Origin of the sequence: Rhizobium leucaenae USDA 9039, assembly GCF_000426285.1 — a bacterium.
GTDB lineage: Bacteria > Pseudomonadota > Alphaproteobacteria > Rhizobiales > Rhizobiaceae > Rhizobium > Rhizobium leucaenae.
On the sequence record NZ_AUFB01000018.1, the window covers coordinates 28,904 to 51,595 of the forward strand.

The 22,692-nt window shown below is 59.2% G+C and carries 23 protein-coding genes; 6 read left to right on the forward strand and 17 right to left on the reverse strand.

What is annotated here, in order from left to right:
- Nucleotides 1-2 precede the first annotated feature (2 nt).
- Nucleotides 3-1,229 carry a dihydrolipoamide acetyltransferase family protein gene (locus tag K290_RS0123410; protein WP_028754104.1) on the forward strand — a complete coding sequence of 409 codons (1,227 nt, stop codon included), beginning with the start codon at nt 3-5 and terminating at the stop codon, nt 1,227-1,229.
- 121 nt (nt 1,230-1,350) lie between these two features.
- On the opposite strand, the gene K290_RS0123415 is transcribed toward K290_RS0123410, so the two are convergent.
- Genes K290_RS0123415 through K290_RS0123425 form a run of 3 tightly spaced genes read right to left on the reverse strand, consistent with a single transcriptional unit; the run spans nt 1,351 to nt 5,067 of the window.
- The gene (locus K290_RS0123415) at nt 1,351-2,445 is read right to left on the reverse strand and encodes an ABC transporter substrate-binding protein (RefSeq protein ID WP_028754105.1); all 1,095 of its coding nucleotides are present in this window, start codon (nt 2,443-2,445) and stop codon (nt 1,351-1,353) included.
- A 38-nt stretch (nt 2,446-2,483) separates the two neighbouring features.
- The gene (locus K290_RS0123420) at nt 2,484-3,554 is read right to left on the reverse strand and encodes an ABC transporter permease (protein ID WP_028754106.1); all 1,071 of its coding nucleotides are present in this window, start codon (nt 3,552-3,554) and stop codon (nt 2,484-2,486) included.
- A 16-nt stretch (nt 3,555-3,570) separates the two neighbouring features.
- A complete protein-coding gene (locus tag K290_RS0123425; protein WP_028754107.1) occupies nt 3,571-5,067 on the reverse strand; it encodes a sugar ABC transporter ATP-binding protein in 1,497 nt (498 codons plus the stop codon).
- Between the two features lie 780 nt (nt 5,068-5,847).
- Between K290_RS0123425 and K290_RS0123430 the strand changes: the two genes are divergently transcribed.
- Together K290_RS0123430 and K290_RS0123435 are read left to right on the forward strand one after the other, a co-directional pair.
- Nucleotides 5,848-6,831 (forward strand): AraC family transcriptional regulator, encoded by a 984-nt coding sequence (locus K290_RS0123430; RefSeq protein WP_028754108.1) that lies wholly within the window; start codon nt 5,848-5,850, stop codon nt 6,829-6,831.
- A 412-nt stretch (nt 6,832-7,243) separates the two neighbouring features.
- The gene (locus tag K290_RS0123435; RefSeq protein WP_028754109.1) at nt 7,244-7,651 is read left to right on the forward strand and encodes a helix-turn-helix domain-containing protein; all 408 of its coding nucleotides are present in this window, start codon (nt 7,244-7,246) and stop codon (nt 7,649-7,651) included.
- A gap of 14 nt (nt 7,652-7,665) precedes the next feature.
- Here K290_RS0123435 and K290_RS0123440 read toward each other — a convergent pair whose 3' ends face one another.
- The 3 genes from K290_RS0123440 to K290_RS0123450 form a co-directional block, all read right to left on the reverse strand.
- Entirely contained in the window at nt 7,666-8,436 is a 771-nt protein-coding gene (locus K290_RS0123440; RefSeq protein ID WP_028754110.1) for an ATP-binding cassette domain-containing protein, read from the reverse strand.
- A 3-nt stretch (nt 8,437-8,439) separates the two neighbouring features.
- Nucleotides 8,440-9,423: an ABC transporter permease gene (locus K290_RS0123445; RefSeq protein WP_028754111.1), complete on the reverse strand. Its 984-nt coding sequence runs from the start codon at nt 9,421-9,423 to the stop codon at nt 8,440-8,442.
- Nucleotides 9,424-9,494: 71 nt separating this feature from the next.
- Entirely contained in the window at nt 9,495-10,439 is a 945-nt protein-coding gene (locus tag K290_RS0123450; RefSeq protein WP_028754112.1) for a substrate-binding domain-containing protein, read from the reverse strand.
- 285 nt (nt 10,440-10,724) lie between these two features.
- Between K290_RS0123450 and K290_RS0123455 the strand changes: the two genes are divergently transcribed.
- The 3 genes from K290_RS0123455 (at nt 10,725) to K290_RS0123465 (ending at nt 12,759) form a co-directional block, all read left to right on the forward strand.
- On the forward strand, nt 10,725-11,021 hold the full coding sequence (locus tag K290_RS0123455; RefSeq protein WP_028754113.1) for a type II toxin-antitoxin system TacA family antitoxin: 297 nt from the start codon (nt 10,725-10,727) through the stop codon (nt 11,019-11,021).
- Nucleotides 11,018-11,515, forward strand: a complete 498-nt coding sequence (locus K290_RS0123460) for a GNAT family N-acetyltransferase (protein ID WP_028754114.1) — start codon at nt 11,018-11,020, stop codon at nt 11,513-11,515. Before K290_RS0123455 ends, K290_RS0123460 begins: the two co-directional genes overlap by 4 nt.
- A 326-nt stretch (nt 11,516-11,841) precedes the next feature.
- On the forward strand, nt 11,842-12,759 hold the full coding sequence (locus K290_RS0123465) for an MBL fold metallo-hydrolase (protein WP_037136100.1): 918 nt from the start codon (nt 11,842-11,844) through the stop codon (nt 12,757-12,759).
- A gap of 231 nt (nt 12,760-12,990) precedes the next feature.
- Here the strand turns inward: K290_RS0123465 and K290_RS36465 are convergent, their stop codons facing one another.
- From K290_RS36465 to K290_RS0123515, 11 genes are all read right to left on the reverse strand, one after another.
- Nucleotides 12,991-13,233, reverse strand: coding sequence for a hypothetical protein (locus tag K290_RS36465; protein WP_081670416.1), 243 nt, complete (start codon nt 13,231-13,233; stop codon nt 12,991-12,993).
- 219 nt (nt 13,234-13,452) lie between these two features.
- Nucleotides 13,453-14,274 (reverse strand): carbohydrate ABC transporter permease, encoded by an 822-nt coding sequence (locus tag K290_RS0123470; protein WP_028754116.1) that lies wholly within the window; start codon nt 14,272-14,274, stop codon nt 13,453-13,455.
- A gap of 8 nt (nt 14,275-14,282) precedes the next feature.
- A complete protein-coding gene (locus K290_RS0123475) occupies nt 14,283-15,212 on the reverse strand; it encodes a carbohydrate ABC transporter permease (RefSeq protein WP_028754117.1) in 930 nt (309 codons plus the stop codon).
- Nucleotides 15,212-16,543, reverse strand: a complete 1,332-nt coding sequence (locus K290_RS0123480) for an ABC transporter substrate-binding protein (RefSeq protein ID WP_028754118.1) — start codon at nt 16,541-16,543, stop codon at nt 15,212-15,214. The genes K290_RS0123475 and K290_RS0123480 overlap by 1 nt, the downstream gene beginning before the upstream one ends.
- Nucleotides 16,544-16,592: 49 nt before the next feature.
- The gene (locus K290_RS0123485) at nt 16,593-17,252 is read right to left on the reverse strand and encodes a GntR family transcriptional regulator (RefSeq protein WP_028754119.1); all 660 of its coding nucleotides are present in this window, start codon (nt 17,250-17,252) and stop codon (nt 16,593-16,595) included.
- 19 nt (nt 17,253-17,271) lie between these two features.
- On the reverse strand, nt 17,272-18,156 hold the full coding sequence (locus tag K290_RS0123490) for a dihydrodipicolinate synthase family protein (protein WP_028754120.1): 885 nt from the start codon (nt 18,154-18,156) through the stop codon (nt 17,272-17,274).
- 120 nt (nt 18,157-18,276) lie between these two features.
- Entirely contained in the window at nt 18,277-19,251 is a 975-nt protein-coding gene (locus tag K290_RS0123495; RefSeq protein ID WP_028754121.1) for an ROK family protein, read from the reverse strand.
- Nucleotides 19,248-19,973 carry a ribulose-phosphate 3-epimerase gene (locus K290_RS0123500; RefSeq protein ID WP_028754122.1) on the reverse strand — a complete coding sequence of 242 codons (726 nt, stop codon included), beginning with the start codon at nt 19,971-19,973 and terminating at the stop codon, nt 19,248-19,250. The genes K290_RS0123495 and K290_RS0123500 overlap by 4 nt, the downstream gene beginning before the upstream one ends.
- Nucleotides 19,970-20,797, reverse strand: coding sequence for an alpha/beta fold hydrolase (locus tag K290_RS0123505; protein ID WP_028754123.1), 828 nt, complete (start codon nt 20,795-20,797; stop codon nt 19,970-19,972). The genes K290_RS0123500 and K290_RS0123505 overlap by 4 nt, the downstream gene beginning before the upstream one ends.
- Nucleotides 20,797-21,615 (reverse strand): sugar phosphate isomerase/epimerase family protein, encoded by an 819-nt coding sequence (locus tag K290_RS0123510; RefSeq protein WP_028754124.1) that lies wholly within the window; start codon nt 21,613-21,615, stop codon nt 20,797-20,799. Before K290_RS0123510 ends, K290_RS0123505 begins: the two co-directional genes overlap by 1 nt.
- Nucleotides 21,615-22,691, reverse strand: coding sequence for a Gfo/Idh/MocA family protein (locus tag K290_RS0123515; protein ID WP_028754125.1), 1,077 nt, complete (start codon nt 22,689-22,691; stop codon nt 21,615-21,617). Before K290_RS0123515 ends, K290_RS0123510 begins: the two co-directional genes overlap by 1 nt.
- Nucleotide 22,692 lies beyond the last annotated feature (1 nt).

The window sequence follows — 22,692 nt, forward strand, 5'->3', positions numbered from 1 at the left end:
ATATGAGCGAATTTGTCATCGAGATGCCTGATGTGGGGGAGGGAGTGGCAGAGGCCGAGCTCGTGGAGTGGTACGTGAAAGTAGGAGATCCCGTTCGCGAGGACATGGTGATCGCCGCGGTCATGACAGACAAAGCCACCGTAGAAATCCCGTCTCCCGTCAACGGTATTGTCACTTGGCTTGCCGGCGAGGTCGGAAAGCGTATCGCGGTGAAGGCCCCGTTGGTACGGATCGAGACGAGTGGAGATCGCGGCGAAGATCGGTTCGGCGAGATCTCTGATGCGCCTGCCGAAGTGACGAAGGCGGAGATTTCCACGCTGACTCCAACAGCGTCGGTTTCTGTGACGCCGCAGTCCGAAAAGCCGCTTGCCGCTCCCCCGGTGCGGCTCTTCGCCAAGGAAAGCGGTGTCGATCTCGCACAAGTTCAAGGGACGGGACCAGGCGGCCGTATCCTGCGCGAGGATATCGAGCAATTTTTGAACCTCGGAGCCTCTCCCACGATATCAAGGGGCGGCTTTGCCAAGAAGGCCGCGAACGAACAGGTCAAATTGTCCGGTCTGCGTCGTCGGATCGCCGAGAAGATGGCGCTTTCCGCCTCGCGCATTCCTCACATCACCTATGTGGAGGAGGTGGACATGACCTCGCTCGAGGAGTTGCGCGCCATCATGAACGCTGACCGCAAGGCGGACCATCCGAAACTGACGGTTCTGCCTTTCCTGGTGCAGGCGGTTGTGAAGGCCATTTCCGACCAGCCCAATGTCAATGCCACCTTTGATGACGATGCAGGCATCATCACACGCTATGGCGCGGTCCATATGGGTATCGCAACACAGACGCCGGGCGGTTTGACCGTGCCTGTCGTGCGGCATGCCGAAGCGCGTGACATTTGGGATTGCGCGGCTGAGATGAACCGGCTGGCGGAGGCGGCGCGATCCGGCACTGCAACACGTGAAGAGCTCTCCGGCTCGACCATCACCATCAGTTCGCTTGGGGCGCTCGGCGGCATCGTCTCCACGCCCATTATCAATCATCCGGAGGTGGCGATTATCGGTGTCAACAAGATCGCCACGCGGCCGGCATGGGACGGCGCGCAGTTCGTACCGCGCAAGATGATGAACCTCTCGTCCAGCTTCGATCATCGCATCGTTGACGGGTGGGATGCGGCGACCTTCGTGCAACGCGTCCGCACACTACTTGAAACACCGGCACTCATTTTCATCGAAGGCTGAGATCGTCAAAGGATTGGAAACTCTGGTCCTATCAGAGCCGTTGTTTCGCTGCCGACGCCGTAGTTTGTCGACGGGCTGAGCGCGGCCCGAAGGCCGCGCCATTCTCGGGTTCAAGAAGAGATTATTTGCCCCAAATCTTCTTGTACTGGTCTTTGTAGCCGTTATCCGGATCAAACGTGTTCTTCGGGCCGCCATCGGACTGAATGTTGTCTGCCGTTACCACATGCAGCGGCGAGAGGTACCCGGACCATTTTTCGCCGGAAAAGGCGCGATTGAGTTCATCGACAAGTTGCCAACCCTGGAGGTTGAGCGGTTCTGCCACCGTGACCTTCTGGAATTGACCGGCGCGGATGCGCTCATAGGCCGATTGCGATCCGTCGCCGGCGGCGACATTGATCGGCGCATCGGTGCCGCTCTTGCCGGCGGAGGCGAGCGACGGGCCCATGAAGTCGAAATAGAGGTCGTTGATCGCGAGCGAATGGGTCCAGCTATCACCATATTTTTGCAGGAGCGAGGTGGTGAGCTGCGGCATACGCTGGGATGTCTCGGCGATCGGGGTATCGACATATTCGAGCACCTTGCCGCCAAGTCGTTCGATCTCCTGCTTCATCTTGTCCGCCTTGGCGATGGCGATCGCATAGGTAGAGTCCGTGAAGATGATGACGCCCGGCTTGCCCTTGGCATCGACAAAGGCCCAGTCGGCCGCCGCTTTCGAGACTTCCATCGCATCGGTGCTGACATTGGCGAAGAGGCCATTCTTGTCATCGGGACCGATGACCGGACCGGCATGCCAGGCGACCAACGGGATCTTGGCGGCCTTTGCCTGTTCCAAGGCAGGGGCCTGTTCGACGGCATCGAAGCCATCGATGATGATGCCGGCGGGCTGCAGCGCTATCGCCTGACCGAAGGCCGCCGTGCGTCCGCCGATGGAGCCTGCGCCATCGAGAACCTTAACCTGCCAGCCGATGGCCTTTGCCGCTTCTTCGACGCCGTTGCTGACGCCGAGAATGCCGCCATTCTTGAGGTCACCAGCCAATACGACGATGGTCTTGCCGGCCTGTGCCTTCGGGCCCGTGGTCGGGCCGTCCCATTTGGTGACCGGCGTTGCATATTTCTCGACGACGGCTTTCGCATCCGCCATCGGATCGGCATAGGCCTGGCCTGCACACAAGATCAATAGGCCAGTGGTTGCCTGCAGGAAAAATCTGCGTTTCATTTCGTCTCCTCCCTTTGAAAGTTAAGTCAAGATTATTTTCAGTTGTCGGTCGCCTTGGCCGATAACTGCGGTTTTTGTGCCGGAGCCATTCGTCCGGCATGGCTGCGGCGACGCTGCGCATAGCCGGCGATCCCGATGGCGACGAGCAGGGTCACACCGTTGAAAAGCGGCTCCACATAAAATGAGCCCCCGAACTGCTGGATACCGGCAATGCCGACGGCCAGAATGATGACGCCGATCATGGTGCCCCAGACATTGACGCGGCCGGGTTTGATGGTCGTGGACCCGAGGAAAGCGCCGACGAGTGCCGGCAAAAGATATTCCAATCCGACGCTGGCTTGGCCGATGCGCAGCTTGGAAGCGAGCAATACGCCGGCGATGGCAGCGAGCGTGCCCGACGTCACGAAGGCGCCGATCACGAAGCGGCGGACGGGGATACCGTTCAAGGCGGCCGCCTTCGGATTGGCGCCGATGGCATAGATGTACCGGCCGATCGGCAGATATTCGAGCACGATCCACATGACAAAGGCGAGGCCGAGCACATAGATTCCGGTGATCGGTAGCCCGAAGACCATCGTGCCGTTCAGTGCATAAAAGCCCTGCGGGAGCATGCCGACCACCTGTCGTCCGCCGGTGTGCCACAAAGCAATGGCGTAGAGCACCGTTCCTGTGCCGAGCGTCGCGATGAAGCTGTCGATCTTGGCGATTTCCACCAGCAGCCCATTGAGGAAGCCGGTCAAAGCGCCGAGCAGGATGACGATCAGGACAGCGACAGGCCAGGGCAGGCCGAACATTGTCTGCAAGCTGATTGCCAGAACGTGCCAGAGCACGATGCCGTAACCGATCGTCAGGTCGATGCGTCCTGCCGCCATCGGGATCATCGCAGCCAGCGACAGAATGGCGATGATCGTCTTGTCCGAGATGATCGAACGCAGGTTGAGCAGCGTCGGAAAGGTCTGCGGCAGCAGAATGGAAAACAGCAGGATCAGAAAGGCAGTGAGGATCACGAGGCCATAGACCGGCAGGAGGCGCTGGATTTTCTGGCCAAAGCTCATTCCCGCCAGCTCGGCGCTGGTGGGTTCGAGCGCATTGGATTCGATCGATTGCATGAGGTTCCTCCCTGATTCAGGCCGCTTCGGATGCGGATGCTGCGGCGATGACCGCCGGCGTTGTTAAGTCGGCGCCACTCAGTTCCCGCACGATTTGGCCGCGTGAGAACACCAGGGCGCGATGGCAAATATGAGCGATTTCTTCGAAGTCCGTGGAGACCACGAGCACAGCCAGCCCGTCTTCCACGGCTTCTGCGATCAGCTTGTAGATGTCCGCCTTGGCGCCGACATCCACGCCGGCTGTCGGGTCTTCGGCGATCAACAGCTTCCGGCCGGTCGCAAGCCACCGGCCGACGACCACTTTCTGTTGATTGCCGCCGGACAAGGCTTCGATCGCCAGGTTCTGATCGTTGGGCCTAAGGCCGACGCGGCTGCCGAGCGTGTAGGCCATTTCGGCCTCGCGCTGCGGCGGCAGGAAGGACATCATGCCTCTCCCGGATGCACCGGGATTGAGGAAGGTATTTTCCCTCAGGCTGAGGGACATGGCGACGGACTCTTCGGTTCGGTCCCTGGCGATCAGCCCGATACCCGAGGCCATGGCTGCGACCGGGCTGGAAAGATCGGGGCTCGCACCGTTCAGGAGGACCGTTCCGCTGGAGGGTTCACAGCCGAAGAGGGCGCGCCCGATCAATTCCTGACCGGCGCCTCTCAGTCCGACAAGACCAAGGAGCTCTCCTTGGCGAATATCGAAGGACACGGGGCCGGCGCCGCGGCAGCTAAGACCTTTTACAGAGACAATGGCAGGGCCGGCGGTCTGGTCGGCCTTGACGAAGAGCTGGTCTGCCTTGCGCCCGACAATCATTCGGATCAGCTCATCCGGCGACGTGTTGGAAACCGGCTTTTGCCCGACCAGTTGGCCGTCACGAAGCACGGCGACACGGTCGGCGATCCTGAAGATTTCATCCAGCCTGTGCGAGACATAGATCATCGCAACGCCGCGCTCCTTGAGCGGGCGGATGGCGGCAAACAGCTTCTCGACTTCATCGGCCGGCAAGCTCGCCGTCGGTTCGTCGAGAACGAGAACATCAGCCTCGACGGCCAAGGCGCGAGCAATCGCCACCAGGGACTTTTCGGTTCTGGTCAGCTCCTGGATGCGCGTCGACGGATCGAAATCGCATCCCACAAGCTTCAAGGCTTCCGCCGTGCGGCGATCAGTTGCGCGCCAGTCGATCAGCTTGCCCCGCAATGAATAGCCCTGCGCAAGACCGACATTTTCACCGACAGTCATCCATTCGATCAATCCGAGATCCTGATGGATGAAGGCGATCGGCTGGCGCTGATTTGGCCGCGGCGGACGATGATGGTATGGCTTGCCGCGGAACAGGATCTGTCCGCCATCCGGCTCGTAGATGCCCGCCAGCGTCTTGATGAGGGTCGACTTTCCCGCGCCGTTCTCACCGAGAAGTGCCAGAATTTCCCCTGGCTTCAGATCCAGCGAAACATTCGACAATGCGCGCGTCCCACCAAACTCTTTGGTGATGTCGCAAAATTCGAGCAGCTTTCCGTGATCCATCCTGCTCCTCCCAAAGTTCAGGTGAGAAGAGGCTATGTTATCGATAACATTCCGTCAAGAGGCTCGTCATAGCAAGTGCGGATTCTTGTGGGAGGATAGCCGCGGAACCGCATGCAGGCGATGCCGAACCGGCGCTCTTGCGGTCGGAAAAGGGAACTCTCATCCCTCCTGTTGGTATTCCATCTCAAAGGACGCCGTGCGACAGCCGATTGGCATAAAATCGATCCCGCCGGTTGGCCGCGCCAAGTTTGCTTCCCTGCATTTCCGCAACGAAAACATCCGCGTTTTCTGACAAATTTGCGGACGGAGGCGTGGCTTTGCTGCGGCCGACAAAGTCACCTTCAGGATAGTCAAGACATGCTCAGCGTAGCGGAACATACATGAGCGCTGCATTATTTAATACTTAAAATACATTCGCGAAGCCGCATTTTGACCGCTTCTATTAAATTTTTTCTATCTTTCATTATTCCAATATCCATGCCACGAAAGGGAGGTCACTTTGGTAGCAGATTTTTCAGCGCTGCAGGTGAGGCGCGAAGAGCCTGTGGATTCAATGATATATGCACGGGAACTGATTTTCTTGTGAAGCATGAAGGCGCGAGTGCCGGTGGGCGCATTGCTGATTGCAGGTAGTATATTGAACAGTGTCTCTGCCAAGGGTGCAGTCGCGCTTCGGTTTGTTCAGTATCAGCAGCCAGGGGAATAATAAGAACCGATCCATGGCGTGCTTCTCGGCGTGACGCTGAAAGCGCTCCCGAGGATCGGCTTTTGGGGGAGATTATGAGGTACGTCAGTCATTCCGTCTTCAAGATTGTGGACGCCGATGCCGACGAAATGACGGAGCACTACGCAAGGACATTGTCGCCTGCGAAGGTGGAGCCGCTTCAGAAAGGCTCGTTGATCTCCGTGGAAGACCGGCATTATGCCGTGGGGCGCTGCAGCGTCTGGAACGGCAGGTGCAATTCCGGAATGAAGGTCACGCTCTCCAGTGGCCCGGACGCATATGCCCTTTACCTTCCGTCATCGGGGATTATGGCGATCGACACGGGCCGCAAGCAGCTCGTGTCCGAGCCTTCGATAGGCCTTGTGGGCGACATGTCCCGCTTCGATAGGCTGGTTCTTCATGAAGACCGCAGTCACATCGGCATCGCATTTGAAAAGTCCGCCATGATCCGTGAATTGAGCGAATTGCTTGATGCGCCGGCCGCTGGCGACATCGATTTCGCCGACACCGTCGATCTGGCAACGGCGAACGGTTCCCGAATAACGGCACTCGCAAATCTCATTTGGAACTGTCTGGACGTCAGCGACGAACATCAGCCCTCCTCGACCTTCGTCGAGCACCTGTTGCAGGCGATGATGATCGCGCTGCTGGAGACCGTCCCGAATAACTATTCCACGCGGCTGGCAAAACCGACCTCTCCTGCAATACCGAAGCGCTTGAAGAGAGCTATCGAATATATGCATGCCAATATTTCGCTTCCGATAAGTATCGCCGACATAGCCGAGGCTGCCGGCACAAGTGTGCGGGCGCTGCAGACCGCTTTTCAGCAGTTCAAGGGCACCACACCTTTAAATTATTTACGGACAATTCGCCTGGAAGGCGTGCGCAAGACACTCTTGGATCCAGCCAACTCTGTCTCTGTTGCCGAAGTCGCGCGGAGCTGGGGATTCTCCCATATGGGACGTTTTGCAGCGCTCTATCAGCAATCCTACGGTGAGATGCCATCCAATGCAGCGAAACTGCGTCGGGGTGGCAAGTAAGTGCCATCGGCGATATTGCCGCCCCTGTTGTTTCGCCGGCCTCGTATGTTCGCATAACGCAAATATTATCCCGAATACGCAGGAAAACGGGATGCAAGATCATGGCATGGCGTAATCCCATTGAAGTTTGGTATCCGCCAAGGCAGTCATAGTCGTGGGACTTGCGATCATGACGACAGTAGGTCCCAGAGCAGCCCCCCGCCCATCGACTCCCCAGGTTCGATGGGCGGTCTTTTCGACCACCAACACTTTCGATTGAGCAAGCCTTCGCCGAAATGGAGTCAACATTTTCAACGTTGTAGGCAGTAAGTGGGAACTCAACAGCGCGGCGCAGCGATCAGTCTTTTTTCCATCAACATTGCTGTGTCGTTAAACGCGAGGCACTGTCTGCCAGAAAGGGAGAGCCGTGTATATGGGGCCGAATAAAAAGGATCCGAGCCCGATAGATATCGAGGTTGGCAGACGCATCCGAATGCGACGCCGCATATTGGGCATGAGTCAGACGACGCTCGCAGAAGGGCTGAATGTAACATTTCAGCAAGTCCAGAAATATGAAAAAGGTAAAAACCGGGTCGGCGCCAGCCGGCTGCAAAGCGTCGCAGACTGCCTCGACGTGCCGGTTTCGTTTTTCTTTGAGGGAGTCTCCGAGCCGCGCGAAAGCAATGGGGAGGAAATTTTCGGCGCCGGGAATGACCTGGCCGGTTTCCTCGCCACGGGGGAAGGCATCGAGCTGAACCGCGCATTTGCCAAGATCAAGGACCCGCGGACCAGGCTTAAGATCATAGGCTTGGTCAAGTCGCTGGTAGGTTCTTATAGCTGACGGCGGATAGCCAATCAGCCCTTGATGGCGTTTAGCATTTCCTCGCCGGTAATGATCCTTTCGACTTGGGCGATCGTCGTCTTTTTCGGATCTATGTCGTCTGCGACGACCCTTCCGCCGCGCATCACGATAATGCGGTCGACCACCTGAAACACATGGTGGATATTATGGGCGATGAAAATGCAGGAATGACCGGTATCGCGCGCTTCGCGAACGAAACGCAGAACCCCCTGCGTTTCGGCAACGCCGAGGTTGTTGGTAGGTTCGTCCAGGATAATCAGATCGCTATCAAACTGCATGGCGCGGGCGATTGCGACGGCTTGGCGCTCGCCTCCCGATAGCGCGGCGATCGCAGTCTCCGGCGGAATATCCTTGGTGATGCCGACCCGCTTCAACAGGTCTCGCGCAGACGCATTCATTGCGGATTGATCCAACCGGCCAAAAAAGCGGCTTCCCTTGATGGGCTCCCGCCCCAAAAAGAGATTTCGGGCGATCGACAACTGCGGGACAAGTGCGGAATCTTGAAAAATCGTTTCAATTCCATTCGCAATCGCCTCGGCGGTGTTTTTAAGCTCGACTTTTTTTCCTTTGATTATGATCTCCCCGCTCGTCAGCGGTACGGCGCCGGATAACACTTTGATCAAGGTCGATTTTCCAGCGCCGTTGTCGCCGAGCAGACCCACTACCTCTTGTGTTTTGACAGTTAGGCTGACGTCGCGAAGGGCATGGATGCGGCCGTAGAACTTGTTGATTTTCTCCATACGAACGAGTTCGTCTTCGGCCATCGCCTACACTCCCGTGCTATGGCGGCGTTCAAGCCATGAGTGAAGCGCCATCATCCCCAGGATGATTGCTCCAATGAAAATGTTGTAGGCAAGCCCGGGTACCCCCACCATCACGATACCGTTTCGCATGATGCGCAGAATGAAGATGCCAAGCACAGTTCCGATGATCGTCCCACGTCCGCCCGTCAGCACCGTTCCGCCAATGACGACCATCGCGATCACCTCAAGCTCGTAACCCGTTCCGCTATTCGGATTTGCCGCTGAGGTACGGATCGAGCTGATCACCCCGGCAAGCGAGGCCATGGCCGAAGACACCATGAACAAGTAAACCTTAGTTCGGCTGACATTGACGCCGCGAGCACGCGCCGCGTTAGGGTTGCCGCCGGAAGCCTGTATCCAATTGCCGAATTTCGTTTGAGTGAGAACAACGTGGGCGGCGAATGCCGCAAGTGCGAACCACAGCACCGACATGTACATTCGGAAACTGCCGATAAAGAAGCTGCCGGCCAAGACATTGGCAAACCAGTTGTTGCCGGCTGTCCAGGTGTGCTGCGGAAAGCCATCGGTGACGTAAAGGGCTGTGCCCCGCACCACCAGCAGCATTCCGAGCGTAACCAGAAAGGACGGGATGTTCAGCTTCGTGACGAACCACCCGTTAACGAAGCCAATGAACAGGCTGAGTGTCAGTGTGACGAGGAAGGCGGCACCGAGCGGCATCAGATTGCCGTTGAACACCGTCCACATCAAAACAGCGGAAAAGCCGAACACCGATCCCACGGACAAATCGAATTCGCCGGCAGTCATCAGCAGGGTCATCGCCAACGCGATCAGACCGAGTTCGACAGTAAACGAGAGGGTGTTGCTGATGTTTGGAAGTGAGAGAAAGTCCGAATTGAATGACCAAAAGATCACAAGCTCAAGGACCAGCAGCACGAGCGGACCGAATTCGGGTTTCGAAACGAAGCGTTGAACAAGGGAATGTTGCATTGATGCTCACCGATTGGGGTGGCCACCCGGTTTGAACCGGGTGGCGCAGCTAGTCACGACTTTCGACGACGTTATTTGCTCGAGAGAATTTTGTCGTAGATTTCGGCCTTGTCCTTTTCATAGAGAGCGCCGGTGATGATGTTAAAGCCAGGCGGGATTTTGCTGGCCGCCATGGCTGCCATCGATAGGGCCATATAGCTGGTTGCCTGGGGATCCTGCCATTGAGCGGCATTCACGTAGCCTGTCAGGACTTCCTGCGTCGTATCGGGCGAGTTGCCCCAGCCGACGACGGGAATTTCGCCCGGCTTTACGCCTACCTGATCAAACACCCGCTTGATGCTTCCGGTTACGAGGTCGCCAAGCCCGATGATTGCCTTGATCTTCGTGCGATTGGCGGTGAGGTAATCCGACATGCGGGTAATGATTTCAGCCTGGTCCAACGTGGAGTCCGTGATTTCCCAGGTGATGTTCAGCGGCTTGAAGACGCTGGATATTCCTTCTTCCTCCTGCACGCCGTAGGTCGCGCCGGGAACCTCGACGGGCATCCACACGAAGTCACCGGATTTCACGAGCTTCTTGTCAACCAGATACTGTGCCCAGTTGTGGCCGAAGGTCTTGTTGTCGCCGCCGACATAGGCGTTGAAGCCTGCCTGCGGATCGGGCGTGTTGAAGTTGATGATCGGGATCTTGGCAGCGTTGGCTTCCTTGACGACTTGAACCAGGCTGCCCGGGTCCGGGCTGGTGGTCACGATGCCGGCAGCCCCCGCCGAAATCGCAGCCCTCACGGCCTCCTGTTGCGCGGGAACATCACCGTTGTGGAACGATGTGTTGACCTTGTTACCCGTGTCTTCGGCCCAGAGCTTGGCTCCGGCCAGGAAATAGGTCCACACGGGATCCGCCGGAGAACCGTGCGATATCCAGTAATAGGTTTTGCCCTGCGCGTAGGCCGTCGAAATGAAGCCCGCCCCTGCGGCAATGAAGATCGCCGCGAATAAGGTAATAGCTTTCCTTAACATGCGAAAACTCCTCCCTTTGCCCGGCTGATTGGCCGGACGGTTGATTTGCTGACCTCCCCAGTCAACATCAAAATGCATCGCATCCTGCGCCATCTTGATGTTCGAAAGCGAGCCGGAGGTAAAAGGAGTTGTCAAGTAAATCCGCTGTGTAATCCGAGCTGGCGGCGCAGAATAGAGCATGGAGAATGGCGAGCTCGAAGCAGTACCGACCACGAATGACGATGTCATTACGTGCTTGTAAAGACGATGTCGTTACGCTAGGCTTTGCGAAAATAGGAATTTTCCATGCCTATGTCACGCACAAGTAAAAGTCGAGACGCCAGCGTGCCGCTCAATATCCGCATCAAGCCGGTGACCCGCAATTTGATCGACCGCGCGGCCGAGCTGCTTGGCAAGACGCGCACGGATTTCATGCTAGAGGCTTCGGAGCGCCGCGCCGAGGAGGTGCTGCTCGATCGCACCATTTTTACGGCAAGCGCCGAACTTTATGCCGAGTATCTTGCCCGGCTCGATGCGCCTGCGCAGCCCAACGAGCGTCTGAAACGTACCATGATCACTAAAGCGCCGTGGGATGAGGCGTGACCCTCAGTGCACCGGCGCCCCTCGCTGACCATCACGAGTTAGCAGAATTTAATTCCGGCCTCCCTCAACTGGATGACTGGCTGCGTCGCCGCGCCCGCGCCAATCAGGCAAGTGGCGCGTCGCGCACCTTCGTCGTATGCGAGGGTAACCGCGTTATCGCCTATTATGCGCTCGCGTCAGGCGCCGTAAAGCAGCCGGAAGCACCTGGCCGCTTCAGACGCAACATGCCTGACCCGATCCCGGTTGCCGTCCTCGGCCGACTTGCTATAGACCAAACCTACCAGAAGCGCGGGATAGGCAGGGCGCTGGTGCGCGACGACGCCCTGCGCCTGCTCCATGCCGCGGAAATCATCGGCATCCGCGGCCTGTTAGTGCATGCGATTTCCGATGACGCGCGAGCCTTTTATGAGGCAATTGGCTTCGTGCCTTCGCCGCTCGATCCCATGATTCTGATGGCCGGGCTGCATGATCTGAACAGTGCGCTGAATTCCTGACGTCGTTGCGGTTCGAAAGACCATATCGAGAGTGTCGCCGACATCTTAGAGGCCGAGCGGCTTTGAGTGAACGCTGAGCGCGGGACACCGTGCGGCGGGCGAGGGCGTCTACGCCTTCGTACCAGCCCCCTCATACCCAATCTTTGTTGCAGTCCACCAAGAAGGACAGTCTGCCCCATCCCCAGGTGTAGCTCGATCGCAGATAGCCTTCCACATAGAGTGCGCGACGTGGCTCGTGAGCGACACATCTTAATCACGCAACACAGGAGCGCATCATGTCGCAGGCAGAAACAAGACCTCGTACGATTGGTCAGCAAGAGACGAACATGAACCCAAACAACGCTTCACATTCCGGTAAAGCGGGGCCTGAAGAGCTGGTTCCGTCGCGCTACGCGGTGCGCGTGGGTGACATTGAGGTGCTGGTGGTCAGCGACGGCGTGCTGCCGCTGCCAACCACGATGTTGGCACACAACGCCGACCCAGCCGTGCGGGCGGCCTGGCTGGACGAGATGTTCCTGCCGCCGGACGCTTTCGACTGGGCGCTGAACGTGGTCTTGGTGCGCAGTGGCGCACAGACCATACTCATCGACGCTGGGCTGGGATTGGACCCGAACTTGAACTTGCCGCGCGCCGGGCAGTTGGTCAAACGACTGGAGGCCGCAGGCATCGATCTTGCATCCGTGACCGACGTGGTGCTGACCCACATGCACATGGACCACATTGGCGCGCTGCTCGTCGATGGAGTGAAGGATCGGCTGCGTCCGGATCTGAAGATCCACGTGGCGGCGGCCGAGGTCAAATTCTGGGAGTCGCCCGATTTCTCCCGCGTCTTCATGCCGGCGGGTTTCCCGGACGCGCTCAGGGCGGCCGCCAAGCGGTTCACGGAAGAGTACCGCAGCCTGCTGCGGCTGTTCGACGACGAGCATGAGGTCGCGCCTGGCGTGGTTGTCCGTCGCACCGGCGGCCACACCCCCGGCCACAGCGTGATCCGCCTGGCGTCCGGCGGCGATCGGCTGACCTTCGCTGGCGACGCCGTGTTCGCGGTCGGCTTCGATCATCCCGACTGGCATAACGGCTTCGAACATGACCCTGAAGAGGCGGCCCGCGTTCGGGTCCGTCTTTTGACGGAGCTGGCGAAAACCGGCGAACAACTCGTCGCCACCCACCTGCCGTTCCCGTCGGTCGGACGGGTGGCGGTCGACGGCGATCACTTTCGCTGGGTACCGGCGTTCTGGGATTATTGAGAGCTTGGCAGGTTAGGGACGAACCAGACGACCCTACGGGTTTGAACAACTGGTCGATTGCTGCCTTGCACCCTATCGCCCCTCGTCGGCAGAGGCTGCCGTTGCTCTATCGAGCGGATCGCTCATCTCGGCCACGTGTGGGGCACCGCTCGGGAAAGCGTCATGAGCGGTACGTAGAGTGCAAAGCTATTCCATCAGGCCCGGCACAGGGCCGGGCCCGATGGAAGACGATCAGCGGCAGACGCGCTCTCTCGTTACGACTCTGTGGCCGTGGTGCCATCCCTTTTCCACCCTGGTAAAGCAGCGGCGGTTATGATGGCGATAGTACCCGTCGTAGCGGTCTTGGTAGTGATGGCGATGATGATAATAGGGACCGCCGCCCGTCGTAATTTCTACCGATGCAGCCTGGGATGGGAGACTGGTGGCTGCAAAGGAAGCAAGGGCGATTGCAGACGCGATCAAGAACTTACGCATGAGTTTCCTCCGGTTACTTTTACTATCGTACAACGTTGCTTAGCCACGTTGGTTCAAAGATAACTCCATGGAAATGAACGATACCTGACGGTAGCGTTAATCGGAGCTTCATCGACGCTGTCCGATGCACCGTCCGCCGATTCTCACGATCTACTCATGTCCCAAGGCTGATCTCGCCTCGTCCGTTCAAGGGCGTGGCTGTCCAAACAGCCGCCGCAATCACCCACCCTTGACGGCGCCGGCGGTCAGGCCGGCAACGATCTGCTTCTGCGCAAATATCGTCAGAACCAGCACTGGCAGCGTCACGATCAGTGCCGCCGCGGCAAGCGGCCCCCAGCTCACCTGCTCGAATGACAGCATGTTGTAGACGGCAACTGGCAGGGTGCGTGTCTCGCGGCTGGCGAGCACGATGCCGAAGACGAAGTTATTCCACGAGAAGATGACCGAGAGGATGAAAGCGACGACGATTCCCGGCTTGGCAATCGGTAGGGCCACCAGCCGAAAGATCTGCCATGGCGTTGCGCCGTCGATGGCGGCCGCTTCCTCGAGCTCCATCGGCGTCGTCTCGAAATAACCGATCATGATCCAGACCACGATTGGGACCGTCACGACCAAATGAATGATGATCTGCGGCCAAAGCGTTCCCAAGAGGTTCAGCCACTGGAAGAGCAGAAACAGCGGAATGAGGAAGGAAAGGCCGGGCGTCATTCGTGCAATCATGATGACGACCGCCGACTTCTCCGCCTTGAGTCGCGCAATGCCGTAGCCAGCGGGAACGCCGATCAGCAGCGCAAGCAATGTCGCGGATCCGGTCACCAGAATGGAGTTCCAGAAATAGAGGAAGAAGTTGTTCTCCTCGAAAACCTTGACGTAGTTCGACCAGGCAAAGCGCTCTGGAATGAAGATCGGCGGATAGGCGCCGTTGTCGATCTCGTATTTCAACGAGAGCGAGATCATCCAGAGGAAGAACAGGACGACTGGCGAAACCATCACCAGCGCCACAAAGAGGAGACCGATCCGGTCGAGCGTTTTGCGTTTCATCGAAGTGTCTACCGATCCGACCAGTTCGCGCGCTGTCTCGCCATCAGGAGGACGAAGGAGAGCACGACGATGAGTATGAAGAAGATGACCGCCATGGCCGAGCCGTAGCCGATGTCGTAATAGGAAAAGGCGGTATTGTAGAGATAGATATTGATCGTCTCGGAGGCAGTGCCCGGTCCTCCCTGCGTCATCGCATAGATGATGTCGAAGCTCTTGACCGCATCGATGCTGCGAATGATGACGGCGATCATCAGGAAGGGCGCGATCATCGGCAGGGTAAGATAGCGAAACTTTTGCCATGCATTGGCGCCGTCGATTTCAGCGCTTTCGTAAGGCTCGCGCGGCACCGCCGCGAGGCCGCCGAGCACGATCAACATGACAAGCGGCGTCCACTGCCAGGTCTCAACCAGAACCAGCGACGGAATGACGCTGAATTGATTGTAGATCCATTCCTGCGGACCTATGCCCAGGAAGGACAAAAGGTAGTTGAGCACCCCAAGCTGCGGATGGAACATCATCGTCCAGACGAGCGCGATGGCGACAGGCGTCGCCATCATCGGCATGACGAAAATGCCGCGCAGAAAGCCGCGGAAGGGGAATTGCGCATCGAATATCAGGGCGGCGAGCGTGCCTAGGAAAACCGGCGCGATAACGGAGAGGCCCGTATAGAGAACCGTATGCCACAGCGCCTCCCAGAAGCGGGCGTCGATTGCCAGGCGGACGTAGTTGGCAAAGCCCGCAAAGGTTTGGGATTGCCCTAGCGTCCAGCTATTGATGCTCATCCATAAAGTGAAGACCCATGGAAAAACGATGACCGCCGCAATGACCACCAGGGCCGGGATGACGAAGGGCCAATAGTTGGGAGCAAGCCGATTTTTCGGCTTGCTCTTGTTCTTGGCAGCGGTCGCCGCGGTATCTTCGATGTGCACGGACGCCATCACCCCTCGCTTCGCGCCAGCACCGGTTCGAATTGCGCTGTTGCGTTCTTCAGCTCGCTTGCGGGATCCGCACCGCCGATCATGTTGGTGAGCGCCACCCCGTAAATATCGCGGAACTCGGTGACCGGGATGATGACCGGCAGGCCGAGTGCGGAGACCTTACCGGAGCCGACCACGGCGTCGAGCCAGGCCCCAGGCATCTTGACGCCTTCACGGACCTTCTGATCCTCGAGGACGGACTGGCGGAACGGCACGCCGGCGCCAGCCTGTAGCAGCCGCGCGCCCATGTCATGCGAGATCACCCATTGGCAGAAGAGATAGGCGGCTTCTTTCTTCTGGCTCGCCGCCGTCACGCCGATACCGTCGCCGAAGGTGGCGGCCGCTTGTGCAGAGGGGCCCTTCGGAATGACGCTGTAGCCGACCTGGCCAACGACGCGGGATTTTTCCGGATTTTCGATTGGCGGCGCAAAGCCGACGCCATCGAACCACATGCCGATCTTGCCCTGCAGGAAGGCGGATTGCGACTCGGCCCAGTTGAAGCCGGAGACGCCGGGAGGTGCGGCTTTGGTCATCAGACGCTGATAGAGCTTGGCGGCCTCAATCGCTTCCGGCGAGGTAGTGCGCAACTTGCCGTCCGGCGAAAGCGGCGTCGTGCCGTAACCGAGCATGAAGGCTGTCCAGACCGGTGTATTGGCATTCTTGAGGCCGCGGGCGACGAAACCATAGGTGTTGGTGGATTTGTCCGTGAGCGCTTCCGCTGCATTTGCCATCTCTTCGAAGGTCTGCGGATAGGCGAGCCCCTTCTTTTCGAAGAGGGCCTTGTTCCAATAGACGATCCAATAGTCGACCGAGAAGGGCAGGGATCGCAGGACGCCATTGGAATCCTTGGCGAACTTCAAGCCTGCCTCGGCAAAATCGCTTTCGACCAGCGATGGGTCCGTCAAGGATGGGTCCTTCAGGAAGCCGCTGATGTCGGCGAGCCAGCCGCCCTTTTCGAACTGTCGCTTCTGCACGTGGTAGCTCAGATGCACGACGTCGAAGCTCGGCTTTCCGGAGCTGAGCTCGATCGTCGTCTTCTGGCGTTGCTGCTGTTCGGGCGTCGCCTCGGCATTCACCTTGATACCGGTCAGCGCCTCGAACTCGCTGAGATATTTGAGAATGGTTTCGCTGCGTGGGCTTTTGACGAGGTTGACTTCCAGCGTGGTTCCCGAAAACCGCTTCCAGTCCACCGCTGCCGATGCCGTGCGGATGCCAAGCATGCTTGCCGCGCCCAAGGCGGCCGTGCCCGCCATGAAACGGCGGCGCGTGGGATTGATGAATGACGATGACATGCTGTTCCTCCTCCTTTGGCCGAAATCTCCTCATTGCGGCCTGTTTCATTCAAATCTTCAATGCACGATCCCTTGCTCCGTTGATATGCGAAACGAGAGCTGCGACGGCATCCTCCGCGGATCGTCTTTCGATCGCCTCCAGCACTCGCAGGTGCTCGTTCATTACCGGCCCGACGTGACCATTGATCCGGAAGCGGTCCTGGCTGATCAGCCGCATCTTGATCGAATTGACGCGATAGGCGTTCGAGATAATCGTGTTGCCGAGCGCGTCGATGAAGGCATCGTGCATGCCCCAGTCCACCGATTGCGCATGGACCTCAAGCTCCTGCGAACCATCGCCTGCTTGGATGGCCGCGGCGATATCGCGATGCTGTTTCAAGAGCTTAGCGATCGTTTCGTCCGAGGCCGTATGTGTGAAGAGTGCAACGGCTTCCTTTTCCAGAAAGATGCGTAGCTGAAACGCCTCACGGATCAGATTGAGATCGATATGGGCAATCTGGAGACCGCGCTGCGGCACGGTCTTGATCAGGCCTTCGGCTTCCAGCCGCGGGATCAGTTCACGGATGGCGCCGAGAGGCAGGCCGGTGAGCTCCACAAGCCTGCGCTGTGAGACGAACTCGCCTGGCCGTACATCGCGAGCAAGCAGATGATGGGTAAAGCTTGCATAGGCTTTTTCCCGTAACGTCGGCTGCTCGTTCACACCGTCCATCCGTACCTCTCCGGTTCGCTTAAGCCGCCTTGGATCTGAAAAGCGCATTAAAGGCGCCGGCAAGATGAGTCTGCCCCTCGCCGGATATTGAGACGAGCGGCGGGCGAACCGCAAGCCAGATTTCATCCCCGGAGACGTGTGCCACCATGACTTTGACGGCCGCAGTCACCGGGAACTTCAACAGCTCCGGCACAAAATCCACGACGCGCGGGTCATCCTTTCCCTCTTCCGCCATCAGCCGCACCTCTTGGGGCACGAAGTTCGCCATGCCGGAAATTGCTCCCTGGCCGCCCAAGCGGACGCCCCTGGCGAGATGGCGTTCGTCGCCGATCAGGATGATGAGATCGCCGTGCGCCTTCAATAGTGCCTCCGTATATGGCCAATCGCCGGAGGAGTCCTTGACGCCGGTGACAATGCCGGGAAAGGCGGCGCGCAGCCTGCCGATGAGCGCTACGGAGAGCGGCACCATGGTAATGGAAGGAATATTGTAGACGATGATATCACGCGCCTTGTCGCCCAACCGCGCGAATACGGCAGAGAACCAGGCAAACAATCCCTTGTCGCTGATATTCTTGAAATAGAAAGGTGGTGCAAGCAGGATATTGCGCACGCCTCTCGTCAGCGCAGATCCCGCTTGTGCGGCAGCATCTTCGACCGAATTCGCCATCACACCGACGATGATGTGGTTCGGTATTATCCCTGCTTCCAGGAAGGCGTTGAGCACCTGTTCGCGCTCCTGCGCTCCAATTGAGGAGCCCTCGCCAGTAGTGCCGAAAAGCGTGACGCTCGAGCATCCCGATGCAAGGCTCAGTTCGGCTTGTTTGATCATTGGGCCAATCGCGATATCGCCATTGGTATCGAAGGGCGTCGTGAGCGCGACTGACAAGCCGAATTTGCGAGACAAATTTCATTCCTCCAGATGAGTAGTCAGCTTATACAGGCTAACATGTTAGCTGTACAGCCAGAATCGTACACCTGGTATTGGCTCCGTCCGATCGGAGAGATTGCTACACTGGCACATCGCCTATAGGGCGTTTCCAGAGGATGAGATGGCTTCGTCTTCGAGGATGAGGCTGGCGGCGCCGATCAGGCCTGCATGACGTCCGAGCTGAGCGGGGACGATCGGTACGTCGCGATAGGCTGGCATGGCGCGCTCGCGAACCGTCGCCACAATGGTATCGTGTAAAAGATAGAAACCGTGCGATATGCCGCCGCCCATCACCAGAATGTCCGGGGAGTAGAGGTGGAGCAGATTGGTGAAGCCGATACCCAGCCAGCGAGCCTCCGCACTCAGCAGTTCCAGCGCCAGGGCGTCGCCATTGCGCGCGGCGTCGACAACGTGGCGTCCAGTCACTTCGCCATCGGCGGATAGCTTGCGTAGCATCGAGCCGTCGGATTGGCGGGTCCGCGCCGTTGCCCGTCTGCCAAGGGCGGTTCCGGAGGCAACGGCTTCGAAACAACCGATAGCACCGCAAAAGCATCGCTCGCCTTCGCTCGTGATCGTCATATGACCGATTTCCGCTGCCAGGCCGCGTCTGCCGTGCAAGGTTCGCCCGTCGACGATCACGCCGCCGCCGATGCCAGTCGAGACGGTGACGAAGACCATCGATCGCGCGCCGCGGCCAGCGCCGTATCGCCATTCGCCAAGTGCTGCCGCGTTTGCGTCGTTTTCGAGCCGCACCGGCAGTTGGAACCGGCTGGAAAGAATGTCGGCAAGCGGAACCTCGTACCAGCCCGCCAGGGTCGGTGGGGCGATCACGATGCCGGCTTCCGGATCGAGCGGGCCGGGGGCGCCGATCCCGATCCCGACAGGAACGAGATCGGGCATTTCCGCTAGCGCAGAGGCTGCCAGCAATTCGATCTGCTGTATCACCGCAGCCGGTCCTCCCGCCGCGTGGGTCGGCACGGCGGAGAATGACAACAGGCTCCCCTCACTATCCACCAGCGCAGCGCGGAGTTCCGTTCCACCGAGATCAAATGCGAGGGCAACCTTTTTCACGAAACGCGGCTCTCCAACCCATGCAGCCAAGCCATCCGCTCGCCCAGATTTTGGTCGCCGAAGGCCAGGGATCCGAGGACGACCGTCTGTGCTCCCGCAGCGCGTAGGAGCGGCACGGTCTGTTCGCGAATGCCGCCATCGGCCGCCAAGATCACCTGATTCTCCCGGCCGGACTGTTCCAACAGTGTGCGTGCTTCGATCAGGCGGTCGCAGGCCTTCTCGGAAAGGCTTTGCCCCTTGACGCCGATCGATGTGCCAAGCAGGGTCACGAAGGCGACATGGTCGATGAATGGCCGGATCGCTGAGACGGGGGTCTCCAGCCGCAGGACGATGCCGGCTTCGGCGCCAAGCTCCTGTGCCAGCGCAACGGCCCGTAACCCCGCCTCGCCGTTTTCGGCGTGAACGCTGATAAGATCCGCCCCCGCTTCGATGAACTGACGCGTTTGCTCCCCGACGATTTCGGCCTCGACCATCAGATGAACATGGATCGGTCTGGCGGTTGCTTTTGCGATGCGGGCGACGAAATCCGGAAAGAACAGGAAGCCCGGGGTAAAGCGTGCATCGGCGACGTCGATGTGATGCAGGTCGGCATAGGGTTCGATGCGCTTAAGATCGGCCTCCATATTGGCAAGATCGGCAGACCACAGTGAGAATTCGCCCAGCAGCCGGTTGCGGGGGAGCGCTGCAATGGCCGCCGGGCCTGAGAGAGTCTTGAGTGTCATGATGGGAAAAGGCTCCGGATGGTCTTGGATGCGAGGAAGGTAGCGATAGCGTCTTGAACTTCGGCGAAATGCTGCGCCTTGTCGGCTGCCTTGGGGGTGATTTCGACAAAGCGGGTATCGGCGATGGTATCGGCTAGGGTTCGTGCGCAGGCGAGGGGATGGATCACGTCCTGTTCGTTGCCGATGATGAGGGTGGGGACGGTGAGGGCAGCGGCCTCCGCTTGTGTAATTCCCGTTCCGTCAGCCGCGATATCGGCCAGCACGGATGCGAAAGCGCCCGCATTCGGCCGGTCGAAATAGCCGAGCAGGGAGGCAAAATTGTCGGGCGCGTTCGCGCATATCCGCATGCCGATCTCGCAAGCGGCGAAGTGCTCCTTGGCTTCCGCGATCGAATACGAGCGGAGCAAGGCCGCGACAAGGCGGACCGGCTCCAGATTGGCCGGCGCGGCGGCAAAGGTCCAGGCGGGACGGACGAGAATGAGGGCTGCGACGCGGTCGGGGTAATGGTGCGCGAGGTATAGGGCAATCGCCGCGCCCATGGAAATTCCGCCGACAATAAAGCGGTCGAAACCGCGATCTGTCGCCGCCGCCAGCACATCCTCGGCGAACATCCGAAATGAAAAGGGCCTGATGTCGCCAAGCGACGACGCACCATGTCCGCGGCACTCGACCGTGATACGCCGCGCCTTTCCCATTGGAAAGGTTTGCGCAACCTGCGCCTCATCGCCGCCCAAGCCGTGTTGAAAGAGCACCGGCAGCCCTTGACCGCTGTCGAAAACGGCGAGGGTGGCATCGTCACGCATGAAAGCCGCGGTTGCGCCCATCACACCAATTCCTTGAGAAAGGCCGCAACATGGGGCGCCTCCGCCGCTGAAAGTCCATGCGTGACGAGGGGGCCATCGAACCCGACGGCTTTGAGCCGTGCGACAAAATCGGGAAAATCCACGATGCCATGACCGGCCGTAGCAAAGCGTCCATCGACATAACGGTCCTTGGCATGTGCCATGACGATGTGCCCGGCCGCGGTCTCGACCGCGCGCTCGACAATGGCGCGCGCTTCCGGTGGCGTGGCGATTTCGAAAAGATTGGCCGGGTCAAGCACGATGCGCAGCCTTTTCGATCCCATTTCTGTAATCAGCCGCTGGGCATCCGCAGCCGATCTCACGATATTCGCCTGCTCCGGCTCGATGCCGAGATCGACGCCATGGTCTTCGGCCAGTGCCAGCGCCTTAGACATCTCCGCCGCCATATCGGTCCAGGCCGAGGGGTCGGTGTTTTCCGCATGGTGTGCCCATTGATCGCTGGGATGGCGCGTGCCGGTGCAGAGCGTGACGAGCGGAATGGAAAGTGCCGCCGCCGTCTCGATGACGACGGCGAGCTGGCGAAGGCCTGTTTGCCGGATCGACACGTCAGGGTGCGCCATGTTGTAGGTTCCGGACAAGGCGGCAAGTGAGACGCCCGTTGCCTGCGCCGCTGCGCGGATCGCCGCCACGGCGGCTTCGGGCACTGCGTCCGGCACCGAGGGCAGGCCGCAGCAGGCAAGATTGAATTGCGTGCCGGCATAGCCGCTGTCGCGCACTGCCGAGAGGACGTTCAGGGGATCAGTCCCGGGAAAGGTCTTGGCGAAGATCCCGATCTGCATCAGACGACCCCCGTCACCGACGCGAGTTCGACACGCTCGCCGGTCTCCACCGACCGCGCGATCGCCACCATCGCGCGGATGGAGGCGATACCGTCCTCGACATCGGCGCCGCGTATGAGCGCGCCGTTCAGCACGGTATCGGCGAGGCCTTCGAGCTGCCGGCGGAAAAAATGCCCATCCGCACCGAGCGGTTTCCTGCTCGTCGCGTCTTTCTCATGAAAGATCTCGACTTCGCTGGAGCGGAAGTACCAGGGATTAAAGGTCTTTGCGAGAACGGAGCCGTTTTCGCCGTAGAGCTGGAAACCCTCGTGCCAATCCATGCGGACGGCAACCGTCAGGTCGAGATGGCCGAGGGCGCCATTGGCGAATTCGGTTTCAACGAACCAGCAAAAGGCGCCGGCTCGCTCCAGCAGGCGGGCGCGCACGGCGACGATATCGCCGCAGAAGAAGCGGGCGGTGTCGACCAGATGCGAACCATGCGCCAGCATGAAATATTGCCTGAGATCGGCTTTCGGATTGCCGGCCGGCTTGCGCGCAAGTTTGCTGGTAACCGGCAGCGGCTGCACCGCATCGGTGTTGGTGTAGCGGTGGGTGGAATCGCAATACCATGCCTTCAGCGCGAAAATCTGGCCGATATCGTTTTGAACGAAATCACGCGCAGCCTGAAGCGCGGGATCGAAACGCTTCATGTGCCCAACCTGCAGGATCTTGCCTGAGCGCTTCACGGCGTCGGCAAGCTGCTGGCCTTCCTCGACCGAAACGCCAATCGGCTTTTCGCACAACACATGCTTGCCGGCCTCGAGTGCCTTGATGGACATCGGCACGTGATAGGCGTCTGACGTGGCGACGATAACCGCTTCCAGATCGGGGTCGGCCAGCATGGCGTCGTAGTCGCTGAAGATTTTCTGCGGCTCATAGGTCGCACCCATACGTGCCAGCAGATCGGGTGCGGCGTCGCAGATAGCGTAGAGATCGGCATTCCTGGCCTTCACGCAGGATTCCAGATGCGCAAACTGCGCAATCGGGCCACAGCCGAGGACCCCAACGCGAAGACGACGATTTTCCTTCTCGATCATT